Origin of the sequence: Hydrogenophaga sp. T2 (assembly GCF_049843535.1) — a bacterium.
In the GTDB taxonomy this organism is placed as follows: Bacteria; Pseudomonadota; Gammaproteobacteria; order Burkholderiales; family Burkholderiaceae_C; genus Hydrogenophaga; species Hydrogenophaga crocea.
In genome coordinates this window covers 474,117-493,898 of record NZ_JBBHZJ010000004.1, presented here as the reverse complement: position 1 = coordinate 493,898, position 19,782 = coordinate 474,117, and the positions used below count along the sequence as shown (strand labels likewise).

The following is a 19,782-nucleotide window of genomic DNA, read 5'->3' as shown; positions in this document are numbered from 1 at the left end:
GGCGTTCGTGTGTCCGGGGAGCGCGCATTTTATGCGGCGATGCAATAAATCGAACGGTCGTTCGCATTCCAGAGAGACCTCCCCATGGCGTACACCCTCGACCTGTCCGGCCGCGTGGCCCTGATCACCGGCGCGTCCAGCGGCCTGGGCGCCCAGTTCGCCAAGACGCTGGCGCGCGCCGGCGCGGCCGTGGTGCTGGCCAGCCGCCGCACCGACCGCCTCATGAACCTGCGCGCGCACATCGAGGCCGAGGGCGGCGCGGCGCACGTGGTGGCGCTCGACGTGACCGACCTGGCCTCGATCCGAGCCGCGGTGGCGCACGCCGAGACCGAGGTCGGCCCGATCGACATCCTCATCAACAACTCGGGCGTGAGCACCACGCAGCGCCTGCAGGACGTGGCCGAGGCCGATTACGACTTCGTCTTCGACACCAACACCAAGGGCGCCTTCTTCGTGGCGCAAGAGGTGGGCAAGCGCATGATCGCGCGCGCCAAGGGCGCGGCCCCGGGCAGCTTCGTGGGCGGGCGCATCGTGAACGTCGCGTCCATGGCCGGGCTCAAGGTGCTGCCGCAGATCGGCGTGTACTGCATGAGCAAGGCCGCCGTGGTCCACATGACCAAGGCCATGGCGGTGGAGTGGGGCCGCTTCGGCATCAACGTGAACGCCATCTGCCCGGGCTACATCGATACCGAGATCAACCACGCGCACTGGCAGACCGAGCAGGGCCGCAAGCTGGTGGACATGCTGCCGCGCAAGCGCGTGGGCCAGCCGGCCGACCTCGACGCGCTGCTGGTGATGCTGTGCGCGAACGAAAGCCATTTCGTGAACGGTGCGGTGATCGCGGCCGACGACGGCTTCGGGGTCTGAATGACCGCGCTGGTGGTGCAGCGGCCGGGCGGCCTGCCGCCCGGCATGGTGACGGGTCTGGCCGCGGGCCTGGGCGCGGGCGCCTTCTGGGGTTCGGCCTTCATCGCGCCCGTGATCGTGCCCGAGTTCGGTTCGGTCGACGTCACCGTGGGCCGCTTCCTGGCCTGCGGGCTGCTCTCGCTCCTGCTGCTGCTCTGGGGCGCGCTGCGCGGTGAGGCGCGCTGGCCCACGGCGCCCCAGGCGCGCGCCGCGCTGGGCCTGAGCGTGCTGGGCTACACCGGCTACTACCTGCTGCTGGTGATCGCGATCCAGGCCGCGGGCGCGGCGCTGCCGGTGCTGATCATCGGCACCATCCCGGTGTGGATCATGCTGCTGGGCAAGCCGCAGGGCCTGCGCTGGCGCAGCCTGTTGCCGGGCCTGGTGCTCACGGCCGCGGGCATTGCGCTCATGGTGCGCGCCGACGCGCACGGTGCGGCGGGTGGCGGGGTGGGGTTGTGGCTGGGCGTGCTGTTCGCCGCGCTCGCCGCCGCCGCCTGGACCGCCTTCGGCCTGCTCAACGCGCGCTGGCTCACGCGCCACCCCGAGGTCAATTCCACCGTGTGGGCCAACTGGCTCGGGCTGGCCGCGGGCCTGGGTGCGCTGGCCATCTGGGCGGTGGCGGGCAGCCCGCTCGCCACGCTGCTGGCGCAGCCGCGCCTGGGCCTGTTCGTGGCCGTATGCGCGGTCACCGGCATCGGCTCGGCCTGGATCGCCTCGGTGCTCTGGAACATGGCGAGCCGGCGCCTGAGCGCCAGCCTCGCGGGCCAGCTCATCGTGAGCGAGACCGTGTTCGGCCTGCTCTACAACTTCGTCTGGAACGGGCAGTGGCCCGTGGCCCTGCAGTGGGCCGCGTGCGCGCTGTTCGTTGCCGGCATCCTCGCGTCCATCCGAGCCCACCGATGAAATTCGAACTGCCCGAGAAGAAGAAAGCCGTTCACACCATGCGCATCCCCATCCGCTGGGGCGACATGGACGCCATGGGCCACGTGAACAACACGGTGTACTTCCGCTACCTCGAAACCATCCGCATCGAGTGGATGCGCTCCATCGGCTGCCAGCCCGACCCGCAGGGCGAGGGGCCGGTGATCATCAACGCCTTCTGCACCTTCCACAAACAGCTCGAGTTCCCGGGCGAGGTGGTGGCGACCATGTTCGTGAGCGACGTGGGCCGAAGCAGCTTCGAGAGCTGGTGCACGCTCGAACGCGCCGACGTGCCGGGCGTGGTCTATGCGTCGGGCGGGGCGACCACGGTGTGGGTGGATTTCCCGAAACAGAAGTCGGCCCCCATTCCCGACAGCCTGCGCCAGCATCTGGTTGACTGAGGCGCCCCTTCAGGGGTGCCAGTTCGACAGCACCGGCGGCGTGTTGGCCGATCGGCTGCCCGCGAGCGCGTACGACAGCGCGTTGGCCGCGCGGATCACGTGCTGGGCGTGCTGGTCGAGCTTGCGTTTGGGCAGGCGCGAACTCGGGCCCGAGATGCACATCGAGCCCAGCAGCCGCCAGCCCAGGCCGAACACCGGCGCGGCCACGCTCGACACCTCGGGCTCTCGCTCGCCCAGCGAGAGGTGGTAGCCGCGCTGGCGGATGCCTTCGTAGGGCTCGCCGCGTTCGCCGCTGAAGGCCAGGATCACGCGGCCCGGCGCGCCCTTGTCGAGCGGCAGCCGCTCGCCGATGCGCACGTGGTGCCGCACCGAGTGCGGGCCTTCCACGCGTGAGATGCAGGCGCGGATGCTGCCTTCGCGCACATAGAACGACGCGCTTTCGCCGGTGAGCGCGACCAGCTCGCGCAGCACCGGCTCCACCACCAGGTTGACGTCGAAGCCGCGCTGGTAGCGCGCGCCCAGCCAACCCGTGGCCGGGCCCAGGCGCCACTGGCCGTCGTCTTCCTGAACCATGTAGTGCGACAGCGCGAGCGTGCGCGCCAGGCGCAGCACCGTGGTCTTGTGGATGCCCGTGCGCCGGCTCAGCTCGGCCAGCGAGAGCGTGGATTCGCCGGCCTGGAAGGCCTCCATCAGCGAGAGTGCGCGCGTCACCGCGGTGACGCCTTCGGCGGGTTCGGGCTCGGCCGGGGCAGGGTTTCGCATGTCGCACCTTGGTTCACTGAGTGAAACGGCATTGTACGCAGTGCAACCTTTGCCCAGAATCCGGCGCACAGCGAAGCGGTTCGCTGCACAACGATGGAGACAAGCCAGTGAACATTTCCCGCCGCCTTCTGACGGGCCTTGCCCTCGCCACCGCCTTCGTGGGCCTGTCCCATGCCCAGGCCTGGCCCAACAAGCCGATCCGCCTCGTGGTGCCGTTCCCCGCGGGCGGCGGCACCGACCTGATCGGGCGCGAACTCACGCAGAAGATCACCGAAGCCACCAAGTGGAACTTCGTGGTCGACAACCGCCCCGGCTCGGGCGGCAACATCGGCATCGATAACGTGGTGAAGTCGCCCGCCGACGGCTACAACCTGGTGCTGGGCCAGACCAGCAACCTCGCGATCAACGCCACGCTCTACGAGAAGCTGCCCTACGACCCGGTGAAAGACCTCACCCCGGTGTCGCTGGTGGCGAGCGCGCCGCTCACGCTGGTGGTGGCCACGAACTCCAAGTTCCGAACCCTGGCCGACGTGATCGCGGCCTCCAAGGCCAAGCCCGGCTCGATCAACTTCGCCACCTCGGGCAACGGCACCGTGGCCCACCTGGCCATGGAGCTGTTCCAGCGCGAGGCCGGCATCAAGCTCATGCACATCCCCTACAAGGGCGCGGCCCAGGGCATCAACGACGTGATGAGCGAGCGTGTCGAGGTTTATGTCTCGTCCATTCCCACGCTGCTGGGCCACATCAAGAACGGCAAGCTGCGTCCGCTCGCGGTCACCTCGCTCAAGCGCGTGGACGACCTGCCCGACGCGCCCACCATCGCCGAGTCCGGCTACAAGGGCTTCGAGGCCGTCACCTGGTTCGGCGTGCTCGGCCCGGCCAACCTGCCCAAGGACGTGGTGGCCCGCCTCAACACCGAGATCAACAAGGCCCTGCAGACGCCCGCGCTGCAGAAGCAGCTGAGCGATCAGGGCGCCGACGTGCTCGGCAGCACGCCCGAGGCCTTCGGCAAGCTGGTCCGTGACGACATCGTCCGCTGGGGCAAGGTCGTCAAGGAGTCCGGCGCCAAGATCGACTGAGGCCTGCCCGGTCCCCTCCTTTTCTCCCACCCCAGGAAACCACCGTGTCCCTTCCCGACATCGTGCGCGACTTCGATCGCGTGTCCCCCGAACTCGTGCAACAGGCCGGTGCCTACCAGGCCGCGATCCTGGCCGACGTGAACGGCCGCCGCGGCGCGCTGCACGGCCGCATCGCCGCGCTGCGCCCGTCCATGAAGGTGGCCGGCACCGCGTTCACCGTGGAGGTGCGCCCGGGCGACAACCTCATGATCCATGCCGCCATGTCGCTCGCGAAACCGGGCGACGTGCTGGTCATCGACGGCAAGGGCGACCAGACCGCCGCGCTCATGGGCACCATCATGATGACCGCCTGCCGCAAGCTCGGCATCGCGGGCGTGGTGGTCGACGCCGCGGTGCGCGACTCGCTCGAGATCGAGGAGATGGGCTTTCCGGTGTTCAGCGTGGGCACCAACCCCAACGGCCCGACCAAGCAGGTGGGCGGGCGCATCGGCCACCCGGTGTCGGTGGGCGGTGTCACCGTGCACCCGGGCGACCTGGTGGTGGGCGACGCCGACGGCGTGGTGGTGGTCGAGCGCGCCCGCGTGGCCGCGCTGATCCCGCTGGCCGAGAAGAAGGTGAAGGACGAGGCCGCGCGCATCGCCGCCATCGGCCAGGGCGACACCGCCGCCAAATGGCTCGATGCGGCCCTGCGCACCGCGGGCGTGTTGAAAGAAGGGGAGCGCCTGTGAGCAACGCCGTCGCCCTCAAACCCGCGCTGCTCGTCACCGCGGCCGACCTCGCCCCGCAGGCCCTGGCCCTGTTGACCGATTTCGAGATCGTCTACGCGGGCAAGACGCCCACCGACGACGACATCGTGGCCCTGTGCAAGGCGCACAACCCCGAGGCCATCATCGTGCGCTACGGCAAGGTGGGCGCGGCCGCGATGGACGCGGCCCCCGCGCTGCGCGTGATCTCCAAGCACGGCAGCGGCACCGACACCATCGACAAGGTGGCGGCGCAGGCCCGCCACATCGAGGTGCGCGCCGCCGTGGGCGCCAATGCCGCGGCCGTGGCCGAGCAGGCCCTGGCCTTGCTGCTGGCGTGCGCCAAGTCCGTGCCCAAGCTCAACGCGCGCATGCAGGCCGGCTTCTGGGACAAGGCCACGCACAAGAGCGTCGAGCTCGCGGGCCGCACCGTGGGCCTGATCGGCCTGGGCGCCATCGGCCAGCGTTTCGCCCGCATGGCCCTGGCCATGGACATGCGCGTGATCGGCTTCGACCCGTTCGCGAAAAGCCTGCCCGCCGGCATCGAAGCCGTGGACCTGGCCACGCTGTGGCGCGAGTCCGACGCGATCTCGCTGCACTGCCCGCTGACCGAGGACAACCGCGGCCTGCTCAACGCCGAAACCCTGGCGCAGTGCAAGCGCGGCGTGATCGTGGTGAACACCGCACGCGGCGGCCTGATCGACGAGGCCGCGCTGCTGGCGGCGGTGCGCTCGGGCCAGGTGGGCAGCGCCGGGCTCGACAGCTTCGCGGTCGAACCCATGACCGCGGGCCATCCCTTCCAGGGCGAAGAGCGCATCATCCTGAGCCCGCACATCGGCGGCGTGACCGCCGACGCCTTCGTGAAGATGGGCGTGGGCGCGGCCGAGAACGTGCTCTCGGTGCTGCACGCCTGATCCGCCATGGCCCCGCGTTGGAAACACTCGCCCGACGGGGCGCGCTGGGGCGAGTTCGGCCCGGACGATCAGCGCGGCCGCATGAACCTGGTGACGCGCGAGAAGGTGCTGCAGGGCGTGGCCGAGGTGCGCGAGGGCCTGAGCTTTTGCCTCTCGCTGCCGCTCGACGTGCCCGGCGGCGCCCGCATGAACCCGCGCCGCCAGCCGCCGCAGCGCTACTCGGTGATCCGCAACGGCCCCAGCGCGGGGCAGCAGGGCTTTTGCTGGTCCTACGCGTCGGAAGACCCCGAGCTCACCGACGTGGTCAACGACGACGTGGCCCTGCTCAGCCTGCAGTACTCCACGCAATGGGACAGCCTGGCCCACATGGGCAGCCTGTTCGACGCCGATGGCGATGGCGTGGCCGAGGCGGTGTTCTACAACGGCTACCGCGCGGGCGAACACATCCGCCCCGGCACCGAAGACCCGCAGGCCACGCAGGCTTTCGCGCGCTTCCCTGGTCCGCAGGCCGATGCCTTGGGCATCGAACACCTCGCGGAGCACGGCGCGCAGGGCCGGGGCGTGATGATCGACCTCGAACACCACCTGGGTCGCCGCCGCCAGGCCGTGGGCTACGACGCGCTCATGCGCATCCTCGAGGCCGACGGCATCGCGGTGGAAAGCGGTGACATGGTGTGCCTGCACACCGGCTTTGCCGACACCCTGCTGGCCATGAACCGCCGGCCCGACCTGGAGACCCTGCACGCCACCGGCAGCGGGCTCGACGGCTGGGACGACCGGCTGCTCAACTGGATCGTCGACGTGAAGCTGGCCTGCCTGCTCGCCGACAACCCCGCGGTGGAGCTGGTGGTGCCCAAGCTGGCCCGGCCCGCGGGCGGCCCCGCGCTGCGCCAGCCGCGCCTGCCCCTGCACGAGCACTGCCTGTTCAAGAACGGCATTCACCTGGGCGAGCTCTGGTACCTCACCGAACTCGCCCGCTGGCTGCGCGCGCACGGGCGCAGCCGCTTCCTGCTCACGGCGCCGCCGCTGCGCCTGCCGGGCGCGGTGGGGTCGCCCGCCACGCCCATCGCCACGGTCTGAATCCCCGGACCCCCGGCCGTTCACCCCAAGGAGACACCCATGAGACAAGGCCTCAAGACCCTGCTGGCCGCCTGCTTCGCGGTCGCCGCGTTGACGCCGCACCTGGCCCAGGCGGCCTGGCCCGAGAAACCGATCCGCTTCGTGGTGCCCTATACGGCCGGCGGGGCAGCCGATGCGCTGGCGCGCACCGTGGCCACCGAACTCACGCAGCGCCTGAAGCAGTCGGTAATCGTGGAAAACCGGCCCGGCGCGGGCGGCACCATCGGTGCGATGGCCGTGGCCACGGCGCCCGCCGACGGCTACACCTTCCTCTACGACGCCACGGCCTTTGCCGTGAATCCGTCGCTCTATCCCAAGCTCACCTTCAGCTACGAGAAAGACTTCGTGCCCATCTCGATGGTGGCGCGCATCCCGACCCTGCTGGTGGTGCCGGCCAACTCGCGCTTCAACAGCGTGGCCGACCTGGTGAAGCACGCCAAGGCCAACCCCGGCAAGCTCTCGTACGCCTCGGCGGGCAACGGCGGGGCCGCGCACCTGAGCGGCGAGCTTTTCAAGCAGGGCCACGGCCTGGCCATCGTGCACATTCCCTACCGCGGCGGCGCGCCCGCGCTCACCGATCTGTCGGGCGGCATGGTCGACCTGATGTTCAGCGCCGTGACCGCGTCGGGCCCGCTGGTGAAGGCGGGTCGGCTCAAGGTGCTGGCCACCGCCTTCGACAAGCGCCTGGACAGCATGCCCGAGACGCCGACCATCGCCGAGACCGGCCTCAAAGGCTTCAGCGCCTACGAGTGGAACGCCATCTTCGCGCCCGTGGGCATGCCGCCCGACATCGTCAAGCGCATGGAAGCCGAGATGCGCGAGGTGCTGTCCTCGCCCGCCGTGCGCGAACGCCTGCAAGGGCAGGGCGCGCTGCCCGCCGCCGGCGGTGCCAAGGAACTCGAGGACTTCGTGAACGCAGAGGCCGCCAAGTGGGCCCGCGTGATCAAGGCCTCCCGCATCACCATCGATTGACCCTCGCTCACAGGAGACACCGCATGACCAAGACCTTCTCCCTCCTCGCCGCCGGCCTGCTGCTGGCCTGCGCCGGTGCCAGCCAGGCCGAGACCTGGCCCGCGCGACCGGTCAAGATCATCGTGCCCTACGCACCGGGCGGCGCGGTGGACGTGGTGACGCGCAAGATGGCCGCCAAGCTGCAGGAGCAGACCGGGCAGAGCTTCATCGTCGACAACCGGCCCGGCGCCACCGGCACCATCGGTGTGTCCACGGCGGCGCGGTCGGCGCCCGATGGCTACACCCTGGTGGCCAACGACACCACCTTCGCGCTGCTGCCGCACATCTTCAAGAAGCTGCCCTTCGACCACGACAAGGACCTCGAGCCCGTGGGGGCGTTCGTGTTCGCGCCCATGGCGGTCGCGGTGCGCGCCGAGTCGCCGTACAAGACCCTTGACGAGATGCTGCGCGCCGCCAAGGCCGAGCCGAACAAGCTCACCTACGGCACCGGCGGCCCCGGCACCATGCCGCACTTCGCCAGCGAGGCGCTGGGCATCGCCACCGGCGCGCGCTTCCTGCACGTGCCCTTCAAGGGCGCGGGCGAGGCCACGCAGGCGCTGCTCACCGCCACCATCGACTACCAGATCGCGTCCACGCCCGGCGTGATCGGCCCGGTCAAGGGCAACCGTGTCCGCCTGCTCGCCATCAGCGGCGACAAGCGCCTGCCGGCGCTGCCGCAGGTGCCCACCTTCGCCGAGGCCGGCGTGAAGGACTTCAGCGTGGTCAACTTCACCGGCTTGTGGGCCCCCAAGGGCACGCCGCACGAGGTGATCGAGCGGCTGCAGAAAGAGATCGCCACCGCCATGGCCGCGGCCGACATGAAGGCCTACGCCGAAGGCATCGCCGCCGAGCCTGGCCACTGGGACGCACCCACCTTCGCGCGCAACCTCAAGGAGCGCACCGCGTACTGGGGCAAGATCGCGGCCAACTCTGCCTTCGAGAAGCAGTAAGCCACGCCAGGGGCGCCTGAGGACGCCTTGCTTCCTGAGGAGACAAACATGCAGAGACAACGGGGGCGCGTTCGCGTCCTGGCCCCGCTCGGCCTGGCTGCCTTGATGATGGGCCTGGGCGGTGCCCGGGCCCAGACGCCCGCTTGGCCGGCCAAGCCGGTGCGGCTGGTGGTGGGCTTCGCTGCCGGCGGCCCCACCGATGTGGTGGCCCGCGGATTCGCCGAGCAGGCGGGCCGGGGCCTGGGGCAACCGGTGGTGGTGGACAACCGGCCGGGGGCCAACACCATCATCGCGGCCGAGGCCGTGGCCAGCGCCAGCGATGGCCACACCTTGCTGATGGCCGCGACCAACCACACCATGATCCCGGCGCTCTACAGCGCGCGGATCAAGTTCGACGCCGTGCGCTCGTTCAAACCGGTGTGTCGCATCGCCAGCGCGCCCACGGTGCTGGTGGTCGGCCCTGCGCTGGCGGTCAAGAGCCTGGGTGAGTTCGTCGAACGCGCCAAGGCCACGCCGCTGGGCATCACCTACGCCACGCCGGGCATCGGCAGTTCGGTGCATTTCGCCAGCGAGCTGTTCGCCCGGCAGGCGGGCCTGAAGCTCACCCACGTGCCCTACAAGGGCGCCGCACCCGCCGTGGCCGACGTGCTGTCCGGTCAGGTCGATGCCTCGTTCGCCACGCTCGGGTCGGTGCTGCCGCTGATCAAGTCCGGCCAGCTCACCGCGCTGGCGCTGGCGCACCCGCAGCGATCGCCGCAGTTGCCGGGCGTGCCCACCTTCGCCGAGGCCGGCTTCAAGGACTATGCGGCCGACGCCTGGTACGGCCTGCTGGCACCGGCCAGCACACCCGAGCCGGTGATGGCCTTGCTGCAGCGTGAAGCGCGCGCCTACGCAACCTCGACCACGGGCGGTGACAAGCTGCGCTCGCTGGGCATGGAGCCCCAGGTGCAGTGCGGTGAAGCCTTCGCGCGCGACGTGGCCCGCGAGACGGCGCTGTGGACGCAGATGGCGCAGCAACTCAAGCTCAAGGTCGATTGAGACCTGCCGGCCCACCCGACACAGGAGACTCGCATGAAAACCTTCCCCCTGGATACCGCGCGCCGACGCCTGGTGGTGGCCCTGGGCGGCGCCGCTTCACTGGCCGGGCTGGGTGGCCTGGGTGGTTGCGCCACGGGGGGCGCGCCCGCGGCTGCGGCAACGCCCGCCACGCCGCCCCAGCCCGCGCCGACCACCGTGCCGCATTCCGCCGGCAGCGCCGTGCCGCGCTCGGCCATGCCCGCACTCGCCTGCGACTGCCATCACCACATCTACGACCGGCGCTACCCCGCGCACCCCTCGGCCACGCTGTTGCCCGATGACGCCAGCGTGGCCGACTACCGCCTGTTGCAGCAGCGCCTGGGCCTGCAGCGCCATGTGGTGGTCCAGCCCTCGACCTATGGCACGGACAACCGCCTGCTGGTCGACGCGCTCAAGGCCTTCGGGCCGACTGCGCGCGGCGTGGCCGTGGTGGACACCAGCGTCACCGACGCCCAACTGCGCGACCTGCACGCCGCCGGCGTGCGGGGCATCCGCTTCAACCTGAGTTTCCTGGTCGGCATCGGTCCGGAGATGATGGAGCCCCTGGCCCGCCGCATCGCGCCCCTGGGCTGGCACCTGCAGGTCAACGGCAGCGCCGACCGGCTGCTGGCGGCGGCCGACACGCTGCAGCGCCTGGCCTGCCCGGTGGTGTTCGACCACATGGGGCAACTGCCCCAACCGCAAGGCCTCAAGCACCCGGCCTTCGCCCTCTACGCGCGCCTGCTCGACGCCGACAAGGCCTGGTTCAAGCTCTCGGGCCCGTACCTCACCAGCAAGAAGTCCGACCTGTCCGACGTGGGTGTTGTCGCGCGCGCCCTGATCGGTCTGGCGCCGGAGCGCATGGTTTGGGGAAGCGACTGGCCGCACCCGACCAAGAAGGCCAACGAAAAGCCCGACGATGCGGCGCTGCTCAACCTGCTCGATGATTGGGCGCCCACCGCTGCGATCCGCCAGCGCATCCTGGTCGACAACCCGGCCCAGCTCTACGCCTTCTGAGACCCGCCATGCTGCTGTTGAACCCGCCCGACATCCGTTCGCTCGACGTCTTCACGGTCTTGCCCGAGCGCTTCCGACAGCGCCGGCGCACGGCGTGGAGCGACGCCAACCTGGGCGGGCGCGAGGTCGACTCGTTCCTGGAAGGACCGGTGTTCGACGACGCCGGCAACCTCTACGTCACCGACATTCCGTTCGGCCGCGTGTTCCGCATCGACCCGCAAGGCGAGTGGGCACTGGTGGCGCAGTGGGACGGCGAGCCCAACGGCATGAAGTTCCTCAACAGCACCGAGCTGCTGGTGACCGACTACCGCAACGGCCTGATGGTGGTGGACAGCCGCAGCGGCGCGGTACGGCCTTACCTGGGCCGGCGCAACACCGAGGCGTTCAAAGGGCTCAACGACCTGACCTTCGACAGCCAGGGCAACCTCTACTTCACCGACCAGGGCCAAACCGGTCTGCACGACCCCACGGGCCGCGTTTACCGGCTCAGCCCGTCGGGCCGGCTCGACCCGTTGCTGGTCAATGTGCCCAGCCCCAACGGCATCGTGCTCTCGCCCGACGAGAGGTTTTTGTTCGTCGCGGCCACGCGCGGCAACTGCGTGTGGCGCATGCCCTTGCTCGCCGATGGTGGCGTGGCCAAGGCGGGTCAGTTCTTCACCTCCTACGGCCCCAGCGGGCCCGATGGCCTGGCCATGGACCAGGGGGGCCGGCTGCTGGTGGCCAATCCCGGGCTGGCCTATGTGTGGGTGCTCAATCACCGGGCCGAGCCGGTTGAGGTGTTGCGCACCGACACCGGTGCCTCACTGACCAACCTGGCCTTCGGCGGGCCCGATCGCAAGACGCTCTACTGCACCGAGTCGGTGAGCGGCTCGATCCTGCGCATCGGCATGGACCAACCCGGACTGCCGGTGGCGCGCGGGCCGGGCTGAGCCGGTGCAGCGCGCCCGCGCTCAGGCCGCGGGCCTGGCCTTGGGCACGCGGCCCAGCAGGTAGAACTCGGGGTTGGGCAGCATGCCGGTGACGTTGGCCATGCGGTTGGACAGGCCGAAGAACGCGGTGATGGCCGTGATGTCCCAGATGTCCTCGTCGTCGAAGCCGTGCGCGTGCAGCGCGTCCATGTCGGCGTCTTCCACCTCGTGCGAGGCCAGGCAGACCTTCATCGCGAAGTCGAGCATGGCGCGCTGGCGCGGCGGGATGTCGGCCTTGCGGTGGTTCACCGCCACCTGGTCGGCCAGCAGCGGCTTCTTCTCGTAGATGCGCAGGATCGCGCCGTGCGCCACCACGCAGTACAGGCAGTGGTTGGCCGCGCTGGTGGCGGTCACGATCATTTCGCGCTCGCCCTTGGTGAGGCTGCCGGTCTCCTTGAGCATGAGCGCGTCGTGGTAGGCGAAGAAGGCGCGCCACTCGGCAGGCCGGCGCGCGAGCGCCAGGAACACGTTGGGAATGAAGCCCGATTTCTCCTGCACTTCGAGGATGCGGGCCTGGATGTCCTGGGGCAGGGCGTTGAGGTCGGGCAGGGGGTAGCGGTTCTTCTGGGCCATGGGGTGTCTCCGGGTTGAGGCGCCCGCCAGTATCGGCGAGGCCTGCGGTATCGTTGCGCCCGTCCGCGACAACCCCTGCCCACCACCGCCATGAACCTGCCCGACGATCCCGAATTCCAGCGCGGCCTGGCCGCCCGCACCGAAGTCATGGGCGAAAGCTTCGTTGCCAATGCCTTTGGCAACATGACGCCTTTCACCGAGCCCATGCAGCACCACATCACGCGCCGCGCCTGGGGCGACGTGTGGCAGCGCGGTGTGCTCGACCGCAAGACCCGCAGCCTGATCACCGTGGCCATGCTCACTGCGCTGGGCCGCCAGCACGAGCTCAAGGGCCACGTGCGCGGCGCGCTCAACAACGGCGCCACGGCCCAGGAATTGCAGGAGGTGCTGCTGCACGCCGCCGTGTACTGCGGCATTCCCACCGCGGTGGACGCGTTCCGCACCGCCGCGAGCGTGGTCGACGGCGAGTCCGCCTGATCGTTTTTTTCTTGTTCCCGAACGGAGGTTTCCGATGATGCGTTCTTTCTCCCTCAGCCGCCGCGCGGCGGTGCTGGCCGCGCTGGCGCTGGGTACCGGCCTGGCGCAGGCCCAGTCCGCCACCACCCGCATCCTGGTGGGCTTTCCGCCCGGCGGCGGCACCGACGCCATCGCGCGCATCCTGGCCGAGAAGCTGCAGCCCGAGCTGGGCCACCCGGTGGTGGTGGACAACAAGCCCGGTGCGGGCGGCCAGCTCGCGGGCCAGGCACTCAAGGCCGCACCGGCCGATGGCGCCACGGTGTTCCTGAGCCACGACCACAGCGTGTCCATCCTGCCGCTGACCATGAAGAACCCGGGCTTCGACCCGTCCAAGGACTTCGTGCCCGTGGCCGGCTTCGCCACCTTCGTGAACGCGGTGGCGCTGTCGGGCGGCACGCCCGCGCGCGACCTCAAGGCCTGGATCGACAGCGTGAAGGCCGCGGGCGGCAAGAGCACCGTGGGCATCCCCGCGCCCGCGTCCACGCCGCAGTTCGCGGTGCAGGTGATCGGCAAGCAGTTCGGGCTCGACCTGGTGGCCGCGCCCTACCGCGGCAGCGCGCCCATGATGAGCGACATGCTGGGCAACCAGATTCCGGCCGGCGTGGGCTCGGTGCCCGACTTCATCGAGAACCACAAGTCGGGCAAGCTGCGCGTGGTGGCCGTGATGGGCACCCAGCGCCAGGCCGCGCTGCCCGACGTGCCGACCTTCACCGAGCTCGGCATCAAGGGCTTCGAGGACGTGCCGTACTACGGCATCTTCGCGCCCGCGGGCACGCCGCAGGCCGCCATCGACCGCCTAGCGGCCGGCGTGCAGAAGGTGATCGCCCAGCCCGACGTGCGCGAGAAGCTCGCGGCCATGGGCCTGACCGTGGGCTACATGAGCGGCGCCGAACTGGGCAAGCGCGAGGTCGCCTACCGCAGCGTGTGGGCGCGCATCATCAAGGACAGCGGCTTCCAGCCGCAGTGAGGCCCGCGGGCCTCAGCCGGCCATGAGCCGGTGCACCAGGTCGGGCGTGCTGTGGGCCTGGTACTTGCGCATCAGCCGCGCGCGGTGCACCTCCACCGTGCGGTGGCTGATGGCCAGCAGCTTGCCGATCTGCTTGCTCGTGAGGCCGTCCATGATGAGCGCGGCCACCTCGCGCTCGCGCGCGGTGAGCTCGGCGCGCACCGGGCGGTGCGAGCTCAGGTCTTCGAAGCTCCAGATGCCGGCCGCGTGCGGCGCGCTGCGGTCCACGGCGCGGCCGGTCACGTGGCACCAGAAGGTCTCGCCGGCGTGCCGGCCGCCCACCCGCTTCATGATGCGGTTGTCGGCGTAGGTGCCGCTGCGCCCGAGCAGCGGGGCCATGCGCGCGCCCAGGCGCTCGTACTCGTCGGCGCTGGGGTAGAGGATCTGGAAGCTCTGGCCCACGAGCTGTTCGCGCGTGGCGCCGAACATGTCGCACAGCGCCTGATTGCAGTCGACCATGGTGCGCTCGCGCGACAGCGCCAGGCCCACCGGGGCGAGGTCGAACGCGAGCCGGTAGTCGATGTCCATCGGGTTGCCCTTTACGAAATACTACGTAATGCGCTACGTAGTATCGTTGCGCTTTCCCCCAGACCCAACGGAGGCAAACCCGTGAACAAGATCTACCCCAGCGCGGCCGCCGCGCTCCAGGGCGTGGTCGCCGATGGCCAGCTCATGGCCGTGGGCGGTTTCGGCCTGTGCGGCATTCCCGAAGCGCTCATCGACGCGCTGCGCGACAGCGGCGTGAAGAACCTCACCGTCATCTCCAACAACGCGGGCGTGGACGGCTTCGGCCTGGGCAAGCTGCTCGACACGCGCCAGATCAAGAAGATGATCAGCAGCTACGTGGGCGAGAACAAGGAGTTCGAGCGCCAGTACCTCGCCGGTGAGCTCGAGCTCGAGTTCACGCCGCAGGGCACGCTGGCCGAGAAGCTGCGCGCCGGCGGCGCGGGCATTCCGGCCTTCTTCACCAAGACCGGCGTCGGCACCATCGTGGCCGAAGGCAAGGAACTGCGCGAGTTCGACGGCGAAACCTACGTGATGGAGCGCTCGCTGGTGCCTGCGGTCTCGCTCGTGAAGGCGCACCGCGCCGACAAGAGCGGCAACCTGCAGTTCCGCTACACCGCGCGCAACTTCAACCCCGCCGTGGCCATGGCCGGCAAGGTCTGCATCGTCGAGGTCGAGGAGATCGTCGAGACCGGCGAACTGCACCCCGACCAGGTCCACCTGCCGGGCATCTACGTGCACCGCATCGTGCTCAATGCCTCGCCCGAGAAGCGCATCGAGAAACGCACCATCACCGAAAAGGCAGGAGTCTGACCATGCCCTGGACCCAGGACCAGATGGCCGCGCGCGCGGCCCAGGAACTCGAAGACGGCTTCTACGTGAACCTCGGCATCGGCATTCCCACGCTGGTGGCCAACCACGTGCCCAGCACCAAAGAGGTCTGGCTGCAGAGCGAGAACGGCATGCTGGGCATCGGCCCGTTCCCCACGGAAGACGAGGTCGACGCCGACCTCATCAACGCCGGCAAGCAGACCGTGACCACCATCAAGGGCTCGTCGATCTTCGGCAGCCACGACAGCTTCGCGATGATCCGCGGCGGCAAGATCAACCTGTCCATCCTCGGCGCCATGCAGGTGAGCGAGCACGGTGACCTCGCCAACTGGATGATCCCGGGCAAGATGGTCAAGGGCATGGGCGGCGCCATGGACCTCGTGGCCGGCGTGCCTCGCGTGATCGTGCTCATGGAGCACGTGGCGAAGAAGAAGGACGGCACCGAGGATCTCAAGATCCTGCCCAAGTGCACGCTGCCGCTCACGGGCGTGGGCGTGGTCGACCGCATCATCACCGACCTCGGCGTGATGGACGTGACGCCGCAGGGCCTCAAGCTCGTCGAGACGGCCCCGGGCGTCACGCGCGAGTTCATCCAGAGCAAGACCGGCGTCACGCTGATCTGATCGACACCCCGGCGGGTATACTCGCCGCTTCACCCGTCATTGGGGAGTAGCCGCCCGGCGTTCCAAGCGCCGGGGTTCGCGTCAACAGACTTGGCCCGCAGGCCATGGCGCGAACAGCCTCCAGCCTGGCAAGACCTTTGACCACACCGCCTCCGCATGTGCCGGGGAGGCGGCGTGGTCTTTTGGTTTTTCGCCGGCCATCGGAGTTTTCCTTGGAAGCCTTCCTCATTTCCACCGGCATCGTCGCGCTCGCCGAAATGGGCGACAAGACGCAGCTGCTCTCGCTCGTGCTCGCGGCGCGTTTCAAGCGGCCCTGGCCGATCGTGGCGGGCATCTTCGTGGCCACCATCCTCAACCACGCACTCGCGGGCGCGGCGGGCGCCTGGATCATGGCGGCCGTGGGCCCGACGGTGATGCGCTGGGTGCTGGGCCTGTCCTTCATCGCGATGGCGGTGTGGATGCTGATTCCCGACAAGCTCGACGAAGGCGAGGTCAAGGCCAGCCGCGGCCTGGGCGTGTTCGCGGCCACCACCTGGGCCTTTTTCCTGGCCGAGATGGGCGACAAGACGCAGATCGCCACCATCGCGCTGGGCGCGCAGTACGCGCCGCTGTTCGCGGTGGTGATCGGCACCACGCTGGGCATGATGCTGGCCAACGCGCCGGTGGTGTTCTTCGGCGACGCGATCACGCGCCGGGTGCCGATCAAGGTGGTGCACACGGTTGCTGCGCTGATCTTTGCGGTGCTGGGCGTGATGGCGCTGCTGGGCGTGGGGGCCTGAAAAAGAAACAGGCCCCGGAAGGGGCCTGTGGCGTGTGTGGAGCGGGTGAAGGGAATCGAACCCTCGTATGAAGCTTGGGAAGCTGCCGTTCTGCCATTGAACTACACCCGCATCGGGCACCGATTCTACTGGCTAGAATCCGCGCCCCCATGACCGCATCCGCCCCCCACCGTCCCTTCTGCGCCATCGACTTCGGCACCTCCAACTCGGCCATCGCGCTGTCCTCGCCCGGGGGCGGCGCGGCCCTGATCCCGGTCGAGGGCGCCGAGCGCACCATGCCCACCGCGGTGTTCTACGGCGTCGAGGGCCTGGCGCCGCACGAGCCGCCACAACGCCTGTTCGGCCGCCAGGCGCTGGCCGCGTACGTCGAGGGTCACGAGGGCCGGCTGATGCGCTCGATGAAGAGCGTGCTCGGATCGCCGCTGGCCGAGCAGAGCACCGACGTGGGTGAAGGCCGCTCGGTGCGGTACCTGGACGTGGTGTCGGGCTACCTGCAGCACCTCAAGTCGCTCGCCGAACGGCGCGCGGGTGCGCCGCTGGAGCGCGCCGTGCTGGGCCGGCCGGTGTTCTTCGTCGACGGCGATCCGGCGCGCGATGCGCAGGCGCAGCACACGCTCGAACAGGCGGCGCGTTCGGTGGGCCTGCGCGAGCTGAGCTTCCAGTACGAGCCGATCGCCGCCGCGCTCGACCACGAGCAGGGCATCGACCGCGAACAGCTCGTGCTGGTGGCCGACATCGGCGGCGGCACCTCGGACTTCTCGCTGGTGCGTGTGGGGCCCGAGCGCCGCCGCCGCGCGGACCGCAAGGACGACATCCTGGCCAACCACGGCGTGCACACCGCGGGCACCGACTTCGACCGCCAGGTCGAGCTCGCGGCCATCCTGCCGGTCTGCGGTTACCGCGGCCTGGGCCCGGCGCGCGCCGACGGGCCGCCGCGCGAGGTGCCCAGCCGTGTGTACTTCGACCTCGCCACCTGGCACCTCATCAACACCGTCTACAGCGCGCCGCGCGTGGCCGAGCTGCGCCGCATGCGCGATTTCTACGGCGACCCGCGCCAGCACCAGCGGCTGATGCGCGTGGTGGACGAGCGCCTGGGCCATGGCCTGCTGGGCCTGGCCGAAGCGGCCAAGATCGCGGTGGCGCAGGGCGGCGACACGGTCATCGACCTGTCGCGGCTCGAGGCCGGGCTGCGGGCGGGCTTCGACGAAGCGGCGGCACTCGAGGCGCTCGACGCGGAACTGCAGCGCATCGAAGCCGCGGCCGACGAAACCCTGGCCCTCGCGGGCGTGAACGCCGGCGCGGTGGACGCGGTGTACTTCACCGGCGGCTCCACCGGCTTTCGCCCGCTCACCGAGCGCATCGCCGCGCGCGTGCCCGCAGCGCAGGCCCTGCACGGCGACCGCAACGCCAGCGTGGCCCAGGGGCTGGGCGTGCACGCCCAGCGGGTGTTCGCCTGAGGCGGCGGGCCTTGGGCCCACGCGCCAGCGGCGCTCAGAACCCCACGGCCTGCCCGTCGCGGCGCGCATCGCTCGCGGCCACGTAGCCGTCGGCGAGGTCGTCGCTCAGGCGCGCGATGAACTGGCCGCTGCCGAAGTCGAGGTAACTGTCGGCCGCGGGTTCGAAGCGGTGGCCCAGGGCCTTCAGGCCGTCGCGCAGCGCCGGGTCCATGGTGGATTCGAAGTCCACGTTCAGGCCCTGGCCCCATTTCCAGCGCGGCGCGTCGCACGCGGCCTGCGGCTGCTGGCCGTGCACCAGCATGCGCACCAGTGTCTGCACATGGCCTTGCGGCTGCATGTTCGCGCCCATCACGCCAAAGCCCATCACGGGCTGGCCGTGGCGCGTGAGGAAGCCCGGGATGATGGTGTGGAAGGGTCGCTTGCCCGGCGCCACCTGGTTGGGGTGGCCGTCCTGTAGCGTGAAACCGTGGCCGCGGTTTTGCAGGCTGATGCCCCAGCCCGGCACCACCACGCCGCTGCCGAAACCCAGGTAGTTCGACTGGATGAAGCTCACCATGCGGCCCTGCGCGTCGGCCGCGGTGAGGTAGATGGTGCCGCCGCGTGGGGGCTGGCCCGGACCGGGGTCGATCGCGCGTGTCGGGTCGATCAGGCGCGCGCGCTCGCGCAGGTAGGCCGGGTCGAGCAGGTCCTGCGGGCGCACCTCGGTCATGTAGCGCTCGTCGCCCACCCAGCGGTAGGTGTCGGCGAAGGCGAGCTTGATGGCCTCGATCTGCAGGTGCTGGCCTTCGACGCTGTCGGGCCCGAAGCGGCCGATGTCGAGCTGTTCGAGCATGCCCAGCGCCATCAGCGCGGCGATGCCCTGGCCGTTGGGCGGCAGCTCGTGCACCGTGTGGCCCGCAAAGCCCATTTCGATCGGCCTGACCCACTGCGGGGTGTGGGCCGCGAGGTCGCTCGCGCGCAGCTGCGCGCCGTGCTCGCGCGCGAAGGCCTCGATGGCCTGCGCGATCTCGCCGCGGTAGAAGGCCTCGCCGCGCGTGGCCGCGATGGCGCGCAGCGCACGGCCCGCGTCGGCGAAGACGAAGCGCTCACCCGTGGCGGGCGCGCGCCCGCGCGGCAGGAAGGCCTGCGCGAAGCCGGGCTGGTTCTGCAGCAGCGGCACGGCGCGGGCCCATTTGTCGGCCACGATGCCGCCCACCGCGTGGCCGCGCTCGGCGAGCTCGATCGCGGGCTCCATCAGGTCGGCGAAGGGCAGGGCGCCGAAGCGCTCGGACAACGCGACCCAGCCCGCGACCGCGCCGGGCACGGTCACGGCGTCGAAGCCGCGCAGCGGGATCTGGCCGTGCTTGTCGCGGAAGTAGGCCGGGCTCCAGCCCGCGGGCGCCTGGCCCGAGGAGTTCATGCCGTGCAGGCCCTGGCCGTCCCACACGATGGCGAAGTTGTCGCTGCCCAGGCCGTTGGACACCGGCTCGACGACGGTGAGCGCGGCCGCGGCCGCAATGGCCGCGTCGATCGCGTTGCCGCCCTTGAGCAGCATGCGCAGGCCGGCCTGCGCCGCCAGCGGCTGCGAGGTGGCGACCACGTTCCTCGCCATCACGGGCGAGCGCAGGGTGGGGTAGGGGTTGGTCCAGTCGAACTTCATCGCGACG

The 19,782-nt window shown here is 70.2% G+C and carries 22 protein-coding genes, 1 tRNA gene and 1 riboswitch; of the genes, 18 read left to right on the top strand and 5 right to left on the bottom strand.

The genetic code is table 11. The features are described 5' to 3' along the window. Positions 1-84 precede the first annotated feature (84 nt). The 3 genes from WDZ95_RS12600 to WDZ95_RS12590 are packed head-to-tail and all read left to right on the top strand — an operon-like array spanning position 85 to position 2,228. Positions 85-867 carry an SDR family oxidoreductase gene (locus WDZ95_RS12600; protein WP_425778877.1) on the top strand — a complete coding sequence of 261 codons (783 nt, stop codon included), beginning with the start codon at positions 85-87 and terminating at the stop codon, positions 865-867. Then, a complete protein-coding gene (locus WDZ95_RS12595) occupies positions 868-1,809 on the top strand; it encodes an EamA family transporter (protein ID WP_425778875.1) in 942 nt (313 codons plus the stop codon). Further along, a complete protein-coding gene (locus WDZ95_RS12590; RefSeq protein WP_425778873.1) occupies positions 1,806-2,228 on the top strand; it encodes an acyl-CoA thioesterase in 423 nt (140 codons plus the stop codon). The genes WDZ95_RS12595 and WDZ95_RS12590 overlap by 4 nt, the downstream gene beginning before the upstream one ends. A 9-nt stretch (positions 2,229-2,237) precedes the next feature. On the opposite strand, the gene WDZ95_RS12585 is transcribed toward WDZ95_RS12590, so the two are convergent. After that, positions 2,238-2,990: an IclR family transcriptional regulator gene (locus tag WDZ95_RS12585; protein ID WP_425778871.1), complete on the bottom strand. Its 753-nt coding sequence runs from the start codon at positions 2,988-2,990 to the stop codon at positions 2,238-2,240. Positions 2,991-3,097: 107 nt separating this feature from the next. Here WDZ95_RS12585 and WDZ95_RS12580 point away from each other — a divergent pair, with 107 nt between their 5' ends. Genes WDZ95_RS12580 through WDZ95_RS12540 form a run of 9 tightly spaced genes read left to right on the top strand, consistent with a single transcriptional unit; the run spans position 3,098 to position 11,808 of the window. After that, a complete protein-coding gene (locus tag WDZ95_RS12580; protein ID WP_420810307.1) occupies positions 3,098-4,069 on the top strand; it encodes a Bug family tripartite tricarboxylate transporter substrate binding protein in 972 nt (323 codons plus the stop codon). Between the two features lie 44 nt (positions 4,070-4,113). Then, the gene (locus tag WDZ95_RS12575; protein WP_425778868.1) at positions 4,114-4,797 is read left to right on the top strand and encodes an RraA family protein; all 684 of its coding nucleotides are present in this window, start codon (positions 4,114-4,116) and stop codon (positions 4,795-4,797) included. After that, positions 4,794-5,726, top strand: coding sequence for an NAD(P)-dependent oxidoreductase (locus WDZ95_RS12570; RefSeq protein WP_425778866.1), 933 nt, complete (start codon positions 4,794-4,796; stop codon positions 5,724-5,726). The genes WDZ95_RS12575 and WDZ95_RS12570 overlap by 4 nt, the downstream gene beginning before the upstream one ends. Positions 5,727-5,732: 6 nt before the next feature. Next, positions 5,733-6,806 (top strand): cyclase family protein, encoded by a 1,074-nt coding sequence (locus WDZ95_RS12565; protein WP_425778864.1) that lies wholly within the window; start codon positions 5,733-5,735, stop codon positions 6,804-6,806. 39 nt (positions 6,807-6,845) lie between these two features. Continuing rightward, on the top strand, positions 6,846-7,817 hold the full coding sequence (locus WDZ95_RS12560; protein ID WP_425778862.1) for a Bug family tripartite tricarboxylate transporter substrate binding protein: 972 nt from the start codon (positions 6,846-6,848) through the stop codon (positions 7,815-7,817). A gap of 23 nt (positions 7,818-7,840) precedes the next feature. Next, positions 7,841-8,806 (top strand): Bug family tripartite tricarboxylate transporter substrate binding protein, encoded by a 966-nt coding sequence (locus WDZ95_RS12555; protein ID WP_425778860.1) that lies wholly within the window; start codon positions 7,841-7,843, stop codon positions 8,804-8,806. Between the two features lie 48 nt (positions 8,807-8,854). Next, on the top strand, positions 8,855-9,844 hold the full coding sequence (locus tag WDZ95_RS12550; protein WP_425778858.1) for a Bug family tripartite tricarboxylate transporter substrate binding protein: 990 nt from the start codon (positions 8,855-8,857) through the stop codon (positions 9,842-9,844). Positions 9,845-9,877: 33 nt separating this feature from the next. Continuing rightward, on the top strand, positions 9,878-10,879 hold the full coding sequence (locus WDZ95_RS12545) for an amidohydrolase family protein (protein ID WP_425778856.1): 1,002 nt from the start codon (positions 9,878-9,880) through the stop codon (positions 10,877-10,879). Positions 10,880-10,887: 8 nt separating this feature from the next. Beyond that, positions 10,888-11,808 (top strand): SMP-30/gluconolactonase/LRE family protein, encoded by a 921-nt coding sequence (locus WDZ95_RS12540; protein ID WP_425778854.1) that lies wholly within the window; start codon positions 10,888-10,890, stop codon positions 11,806-11,808. Between the two features lie 21 nt (positions 11,809-11,829). On the opposite strand, the gene WDZ95_RS12535 is transcribed toward WDZ95_RS12540, so the two are convergent. Further along, positions 11,830-12,420 (bottom strand): peroxidase-related enzyme, encoded by a 591-nt coding sequence (locus WDZ95_RS12535; RefSeq protein WP_425778852.1) that lies wholly within the window; start codon positions 12,418-12,420, stop codon positions 11,830-11,832. A 90-nt stretch (positions 12,421-12,510) separates the two neighbouring features. On the opposite strand from WDZ95_RS12535, the gene WDZ95_RS12530 reads away from it, so the two are divergent. Together WDZ95_RS12530 and WDZ95_RS12525 are read left to right on the top strand one after the other, a co-directional pair. Next, positions 12,511-12,897 (top strand): carboxymuconolactone decarboxylase family protein, encoded by a 387-nt coding sequence (locus tag WDZ95_RS12530; RefSeq protein ID WP_166225001.1) that lies wholly within the window; start codon positions 12,511-12,513, stop codon positions 12,895-12,897. Positions 12,898-12,934: 37 nt separating this feature from the next. Next, positions 12,935-13,903, top strand: a complete 969-nt coding sequence (locus WDZ95_RS12525) for a Bug family tripartite tricarboxylate transporter substrate binding protein (RefSeq protein WP_425778968.1) — start codon at positions 12,935-12,937, stop codon at positions 13,901-13,903. 12 nt (positions 13,904-13,915) lie between these two features. Here the strand turns inward: WDZ95_RS12525 and WDZ95_RS12520 are convergent, their stop codons facing one another. Further along, on the bottom strand, positions 13,916-14,470 hold the full coding sequence (locus WDZ95_RS12520; RefSeq protein WP_166225007.1) for a PAS and helix-turn-helix domain-containing protein: 555 nt from the start codon (positions 14,468-14,470) through the stop codon (positions 13,916-13,918). Positions 14,471-14,551: 81 nt separating this feature from the next. On the opposite strand from WDZ95_RS12520, the gene WDZ95_RS12515 reads away from it, so the two are divergent. From WDZ95_RS12515 to WDZ95_RS12505, 3 genes are all read left to right on the top strand, one after another. Then, on the top strand, positions 14,552-15,259 hold the full coding sequence (locus WDZ95_RS12515) for a CoA transferase subunit A (protein ID WP_166225010.1): 708 nt from the start codon (positions 14,552-14,554) through the stop codon (positions 15,257-15,259). Between the two features lie 2 nt (positions 15,260-15,261). Next, positions 15,262-15,900, top strand: coding sequence for a CoA transferase subunit B (locus WDZ95_RS12510; RefSeq protein ID WP_425778849.1), 639 nt, complete (start codon positions 15,262-15,264; stop codon positions 15,898-15,900). 29 nt (positions 15,901-15,929) lie between these two features. Continuing rightward, positions 15,930-16,108: riboswitch (yybP-ykoY riboswitch) on the top strand. A gap of 4 nt (positions 16,109-16,112) precedes the next feature. Next, entirely contained in the window at positions 16,113-16,679 is a 567-nt protein-coding gene (locus tag WDZ95_RS12505) for a TMEM165/GDT1 family protein (RefSeq protein ID WP_425778847.1), read from the top strand. A gap of 37 nt (positions 16,680-16,716) precedes the next feature. On the opposite strand, the gene WDZ95_RS12500 is transcribed toward WDZ95_RS12505, so the two are convergent. Next, a tRNA-Gly gene (locus tag WDZ95_RS12500) sits at positions 16,717-16,790 on the bottom strand. 38 nt (positions 16,791-16,828) lie between these two features. On the opposite strand from WDZ95_RS12500, the gene WDZ95_RS12495 reads away from it, so the two are divergent. Next, positions 16,829-18,136, top strand: coding sequence for an Hsp70 family protein (locus WDZ95_RS12495; RefSeq protein ID WP_425778845.1), 1,308 nt, complete (start codon positions 16,829-16,831; stop codon positions 18,134-18,136). Between the two features lie 34 nt (positions 18,137-18,170). Here WDZ95_RS12495 and WDZ95_RS12490 read toward each other — a convergent pair whose 3' ends face one another. Then, positions 18,171-19,775: a gamma-glutamyltransferase family protein gene (locus WDZ95_RS12490; RefSeq protein ID WP_425778843.1), complete on the bottom strand. Its 1,605-nt coding sequence runs from the start codon at positions 19,773-19,775 to the stop codon at positions 18,171-18,173. Positions 19,776-19,782 lie beyond the last annotated feature (7 nt).

Excerpts from the sequence above, each read along its gene's own strand:
- WDZ95_RS12545 (WP_425778856.1), top strand. The coding sequence starts at position 9,878 with ATGAAAACCTTCCCCCTGGATACCGCGCGCCGACGCCTGGTGGTGGCC.
- WDZ95_RS12495 (WP_425778845.1), top strand. The coding sequence starts at position 16,829 with ATGACCGCATCCGCCCCCCACCGTCCCTTCTGCGCCATCGACTTCGGC.
- WDZ95_RS12585 (WP_425778871.1), bottom strand. The coding sequence starts at position 2,990 with ATGCGAAACCCTGCCCCGGCCGAGCCCGAACCCGCCGAAGGCGTCACC.
- WDZ95_RS12490 (WP_425778843.1), bottom strand. The coding sequence starts at position 19,775 with ATGAAGTTCGACTGGACCAACCCCTACCCCACCCTGCGCTCGCCCGTG.
- WDZ95_RS12565 (WP_425778864.1), top strand. The coding sequence starts at position 5,733 with ATGGCCCCGCGTTGGAAACACTCGCCCGACGGGGCGCGCTGGGGCGAG.
- WDZ95_RS12590 (WP_425778873.1), top strand. The coding sequence starts at position 1,806 with ATGAAATTCGAACTGCCCGAGAAGAAGAAAGCCGTTCACACCATGCGC.
- WDZ95_RS12555 (WP_425778860.1), top strand. The coding sequence starts at position 7,841 with ATGACCAAGACCTTCTCCCTCCTCGCCGCCGGCCTGCTGCTGGCCTGC.
- WDZ95_RS12520 (WP_166225007.1), bottom strand. The coding sequence starts at position 14,470 with ATGGACATCGACTACCGGCTCGCGTTCGACCTCGCCCCGGTGGGCCTG.
- WDZ95_RS12510 (WP_425778849.1), top strand. The coding sequence starts at position 15,262 with ATGCCCTGGACCCAGGACCAGATGGCCGCGCGCGCGGCCCAGGAACTC.
- WDZ95_RS12525 (WP_425778968.1), top strand. The coding sequence starts at position 12,935 with ATGCGTTCTTTCTCCCTCAGCCGCCGCGCGGCGGTGCTGGCCGCGCTG.
- WDZ95_RS12595 (WP_425778875.1), top strand. The coding sequence starts at position 868 with ATGACCGCGCTGGTGGTGCAGCGGCCGGGCGGCCTGCCGCCCGGCATG.
- WDZ95_RS12560 (WP_425778862.1), top strand. The coding sequence starts at position 6,846 with ATGAGACAAGGCCTCAAGACCCTGCTGGCCGCCTGCTTCGCGGTCGCC.
- WDZ95_RS12535 (WP_425778852.1), bottom strand. The coding sequence starts at position 12,420 with ATGGCCCAGAAGAACCGCTACCCCCTGCCCGACCTCAACGCCCTGCCC.
- WDZ95_RS12530 (WP_166225001.1), top strand. The coding sequence starts at position 12,511 with ATGAACCTGCCCGACGATCCCGAATTCCAGCGCGGCCTGGCCGCCCGC.
- WDZ95_RS12600 (WP_425778877.1), top strand. The coding sequence starts at position 85 with ATGGCGTACACCCTCGACCTGTCCGGCCGCGTGGCCCTGATCACCGGC.
- WDZ95_RS12540 (WP_425778854.1), top strand. The coding sequence starts at position 10,888 with ATGCTGCTGTTGAACCCGCCCGACATCCGTTCGCTCGACGTCTTCACG.
- WDZ95_RS12550 (WP_425778858.1), top strand. The coding sequence starts at position 8,855 with ATGCAGAGACAACGGGGGCGCGTTCGCGTCCTGGCCCCGCTCGGCCTG.